Source organism: Vulcanococcus sp. DEBay_Sum22DG08_74 (assembly GCF_017852955.1).
In the GTDB taxonomy this organism is placed as follows: Bacteria; Cyanobacteriota; Cyanobacteriia; order PCC-6307; family Cyanobiaceae; genus Vulcanococcus.
Genome location: NZ_JAFMKL010000126.1, coordinates 1 through 4384, shown reverse-complemented (window position 1 = coordinate 4384; position 4384 = coordinate 1). Strand labels below are relative to the sequence as shown.

General features: G+C 59.0%; 5 protein-coding genes. 1 reads left to right on the top strand and 4 read right to left on the bottom strand.

From position 1 onward, the window contains the following. Positions 1-335: 335 nt before the first annotated feature. The 3 genes from QZ184_RS10365 to QZ184_RS10355 are packed head-to-tail and all read right to left on the bottom strand — an operon-like array spanning position 336 to position 2382. On the bottom strand, positions 336-665 hold the full coding sequence (locus QZ184_RS10365; protein WP_296419487.1) for a hypothetical protein: 330 nt from the start codon (positions 663-665) through the stop codon (positions 336-338). Between the two features lie 26 nt (positions 666-691). Next, positions 692-1432, bottom strand: coding sequence for a fatty acid desaturase (locus QZ184_RS10360; protein WP_296419484.1), 741 nt, complete (start codon positions 1430-1432; stop codon positions 692-694). After that, on the bottom strand, positions 1429-2382 hold the full coding sequence (locus QZ184_RS10355) for an orange carotenoid-binding protein (protein WP_010316178.1): 954 nt from the start codon (positions 2380-2382) through the stop codon (positions 1429-1431). Before QZ184_RS10355 ends, QZ184_RS10360 begins: the two co-directional genes overlap by 4 nt. Before the next feature lie 86 nt (positions 2383-2468). On the opposite strand from QZ184_RS10355, the gene QZ184_RS10350 reads away from it, so the two are divergent. Beyond that, positions 2469-2900, top strand: a complete 432-nt coding sequence (locus tag QZ184_RS10350; RefSeq protein WP_296419481.1) for a hypothetical protein — start codon at positions 2469-2471, stop codon at positions 2898-2900. 698 nt (positions 2901-3598) lie between these two features. Here the strand turns inward: QZ184_RS10350 and QZ184_RS10345 are convergent. Then, entirely contained in the window at positions 3599-3829 is a 231-nt protein-coding gene (locus QZ184_RS10345) for a hypothetical protein (protein ID WP_010316186.1), read from the bottom strand. Positions 3830-4384: the final 555 nt, after the last annotated feature.

Below are 4384 nucleotides of genomic sequence, written 5' to 3'. Positions count from 1 at the left end.
ATCACCGGCACGAACATCGTCGAGAGCACGGAGGTGAGAACGATCTTCTGGGCATCGGTCATCGCCAGTCGTCCGCTCCTTGATGTAGCCATCCTTCCTTTAAATCAATTGGGGCGAAAGGACTCGCACCTGGAAATTAGTGCTCCCAAAACACCTGGGCGACCAATCCGCACTACTGGGCCTCAGATTCCGAGGAAATTTCAGAAGCCTTTCTCACCTAACTGAAAGGACTCAACAGGCACCGGTCCGCGCCAGTTCCGAAACACTGAGGCCAGCACAAGAGGGCCTCGCTTTGGCGCGCCGGCCCAAGCAGGTCAACACGTTCCAAGTCTTGTTCAGAAGCGAGACATGGCCGAAATCTTGGCCAGCTTGTCGGCTGTGAGTCCTTCGAGCTCTTGAAGTTGCAGAAGCCCGTCTTTCACGAGGCTTGCAAAGACAAACAAGATCCCCTCCAGGCGGAAATCAAACCGGCCTTCGATGGTGTGGCGCTCGATGCTCAGGAAGTCATGCAGCGCCCAGACCGAGCTGACATCACCCAGGTTGGAGGCCTTTGATTGCACAGAGGCCACCAATTCCATGACGGCACGGTTGTAGGCCGTCTCAAAGGCAGCTCGAGCAATAGCCTGCTCGCTATCTGTCCAGCTGTCAGTCGCCGCTTCATTCATCTGGCCTGACCTAGCTGTTTCAGACGCTACCGGAGCGGTTCCGCCACTGCGAGCGACCGGTGCAGCGACCGGGCGGCCGGCAGTTCAAACCAGCTCAGGCCTGGGTTGTTGTGGTGTTCACGGTGATAGCCGAAGTGGAAGCAGGTCAGCAGAGACAGCCACGGCGGTAGGTCCAGGCTGATCGGCTGGGCTCGCCGTTCTGGCTGTCGCTGACACCGATGGGGCAGGAACGTGCCGAAGACGAACAGCTGCAGGGAGCTCAACAGCAATGGAAGCGTGATGAAGAGCAGAACGCGCCCGATCGCGACCGCCAGAGGCACCTCGGCTGCCGTTACGGTCAGACCCAGGGCCAGCCCCCAACCAGCCAGTAACAGCAGCATCTGCCTGGTGCTCAGATAGCGCGCCAGGAACTGGCCATACCAACTGATGGCACCGCTCTGCAGGTCGCTTGGGAAATCGGGATCCTGGAGACGCCCCGGTGCACGGTGATGCCGCTGGTGTTGCCGTAGACACCCAGCAAACGGCAAGCCCGCATAAACCAGCAGCGCAAAAGCACCCATGGCGTTGTTCCAGCGGCGGCGTCCTGGGACAAGCAGCCCATGCATGGCGTCATGGGCCACGATGAACAGCCCGGTTTGCAGCTGTGTGCGCAGAAGGACCAACACCACCAAAAGCCACAGAGGGGCTTGGGTTGTGTTGGTCTCCAGTGCCAGGGCCAGGGAGAGTCCCCAGCCCAGGATCAAGCCTCCATTGAGCAGCAGGCTCAACGGGCGAACTTGAGCAGATCGGCCGGTGATGCGAGCAGGTCAATCGCCACGAAGTAGATCTTTCCTTCGGGGTTGAGCAGGAAGCGCCAGGCCACGTTCATACCGATGCCGGCACCGAACCAGGGGGTCTGCACTTTGCCGGTCACCTTGATCTGGGTGAACCCGTCGTTAGTGGGTTCGGCGTAGCCACGCTCAGGCAGAAGCCTGAGGTTCTGGCAGTCCTCGCGGAAGAAACGCAGGATCGCATCGGTGCCCACGATCGGCTTTTGGAACGGAGCCTGAAGAGCGCCGTCGGGCAGGAACAGCTGGATCAGGTTGTCAAAGTCATTGGCGTTGAGCAGATCCATATAGCTGTTCACTGTGGGGTTGATCACCCCCTCGATGAACACCTTCTTGCGCTGCTCTTCCGGAGTGGGAGGAGCAACGGGCTCCATGACCCGCTGACCTTCGCCCTTGGCTGGATCGAAGCCCATGTCCACCACGAAATTGCGCAGCAAGGTGATTTGCTGGCCCTGTTCAACACCCTTGAGGGAGTTGAGGACGGCGGAGGCGTTGGCTGAGAGCTGATAGTCCTCCGGGATCGGAGCCACCTGGCCGGCAGCCATCCACTCACCGAGCTGATACCAGAAGCCCAACTTGATATTGACCGACCAGGTCGCATAGGTCCGGCCGATCTCCGTATCGCTGCGGTTTGCCAGATCACACATCACCTGGCTTTGCTCCAGGAAGCCCATCGCCTTGATGTCGTTGAGGATGCGCTCCGCAAACTGCATCCGGGCGGCAGCAGGGGCAGCCACCGTGATCGTTGTGCCCATCTGGAGATAGGCGTACCAAATCAGGGCGAGCTGATCTTCTGCGCTCAGTAGCGCAAAGCGTGCTGTGATCGCAGGTACAACATCAGCCGAACGCGTCTCCGGGAAGATCTGGGCAGCTTTTTCAAGCGTGAACATGCCGAGCAATCCCGTTGTAAAGGAATATTTCGAACTGTAGGGGACTGTTCGCGCTTTCTGGCTAAAGCGTTGTAACAGCTGTGCTTGTGGCGCTGTTTTGCCGCTTCCTGATCCGACGCCCCTTCCGTTTCTTGGTTGGTCAAGAAACCAGAGGTGGGACGTTCAGGATCAAGGCAGCGATCAAGCGCTCCCCAAGCATCCGCGCCACCAACTGGACACTCGATGGCTGCGAAGAGCGCTACAGCTTGTCGCTGGCCTCTGTTGGCGGTGACGAAATGCGGGAAGACAGGCGTGAGCTTCGTCAGAAGATCCTTGATCACCTCACCCGGGACGACGGTTGGCAGATGCCTCTGGCTCTTGCAAGTGCAGTCGGTTCGACTGACGAGGTTGTCCGTCGGCACGTCAATGTGCTGTTCGGGGAGAGCTTGATCACTCGGCAGCGGGGGCAGCTTGAGGGAAGAGGAGCGTCCATGGCTTTGTGTGCGGAACCCCTCGAGCTGTGTTTTGTCCTGCTCTAGGTGTGCGGGCTTTCCCTCTGCACCCTGATCCCCTTAGGTAGGGAAAATCCAACGAGCACATAGGTAGCCGTACCCATGGCAACGTCTACTGGCGCCGCTTCTATTGACCCGTAACACTGCGGACAACTAGGTAAGGGAAGACATGGCCGGGGGTGGGACTCCGGCTTTTTACTGCGTGGACTTTCAGCTCTTGGTGACGTGATCCCAAAGTCTTCCTGTCAATTTCCCCCAACGCCGAACGGTTGATCGAATTTGTGCGCCCACCACACCACATCAGGGTTCCGTGTACCGCATCGAAGTCCTCACACACCAGGGCTGGAGTCAGACAGAGGAGCACGAACAGCGCGAGCTTGCCGAATTGCAGGCCATGCTCAAAAGCAAGGCAGATGGACAGACCTATCGCGTCACAAGCTCCGGGTTGAGCACTCTGTGCCTCTTCACTAGGAGCGGTTCGAGCTTTTGGGACCTGGATTCAACAGCGGCAGCGTGATGGCGCGTTCGGCAGGTGAGCGACCAGTTGGGCCGTACGAGTGAGTCTCCATGACAGTGGGGCCTTGGATCTGCCGTTGATGAGGTGATGGTTGTTCCCTAGAGGTATCGATAGCCAGGCGGAATTGGACGGGACTTCTGGATTCCGTCACGCCGTCTGTGTTATCTCCCCTGAGGAGGGATCTGGGGCCGGCGAAGCGGCTGGCGGGTTAGGGCTTGGCGCAGCCTCGGGGATAAGGAAGTCGTGCTCCAGGCCCAACGCAAATTGCATTGCTGAACTCGCCCTCTTCAAGCAAGAAGCTGAAGCCGTAGTCCCGCTGCATCCAGACCTGGCCTGTGTTCAACTCGCGCATCTTCAACGCACCTAGTGAGTCCCGGTTTTGGCTGATCGGCAGCAAGGTGAAGATCGGACCGTCTCCATGGGCGAACTCAACCTTCATGCTCTGAGGAATGTCGCCAACGAGGCTGACGGCACACCAAGAGGGGAAAGAATTGATGGTGCAAGGAGTCTTGTAGTGGTCTGTGCGTTGCGGTGGTCGCTCGTCTCTCTGAGCCAGCGCTGGGGCAGCAACCAGCACCCCGGCAAGGAGTGCTAGCGCCGATGTAGTGAGCTTCTGGGTGACCATCTCTCAGTCGTTCTTGGCGCCAGGTTCGCCTTCATGCAGGACGGCCATCACGTTGCAGCCTGGAAAGAGATCCTGTCCAAAAGCTCTGGCCTCCTCAGCACTCGCTGCGTGGACCAACGTCCCGACGATCTCGCCCTTGGAGAGCTCAACAGCCAAGTTGAACAGCTTGCCCACGGATTTCTCTCTTACACCCCGGCTTAGCCACGGATCGGGCAAACGGGGGGATGACGATGGCCAGAGGCTCTTGTCGGCGAATGTGCCTAGGTCGTGGTGTTCACGCCTAAGTCCCACTGCAAGGCAGCGCTCTTTCTGAATCGGGGCGACAGGATTCGAACCTGCTCAGGCGTGCCAGCCCTCACCGCATCCCCC

Excerpts from the sequence above, each read along its gene's own strand:
- QZ184_RS10345 (WP_010316186.1), bottom strand. The coding sequence starts at position 3,829 with ATGAAGGTTGAGTTCGCCCATGGAGACGGTCCGATCTTCACCTTGCTG.
- QZ184_RS10355 (WP_010316178.1), bottom strand. The coding sequence starts at position 2,382 with ATGTTCACGCTTGAAAAAGCTGCCCAGATCTTCCCGGAGACGCGTTCG.
- QZ184_RS10365 (WP_296419487.1), bottom strand. The coding sequence starts at position 665 with ATGAATGAAGCGGCGACTGACAGCTGGACAGATAGCGAGCAGGCTATT.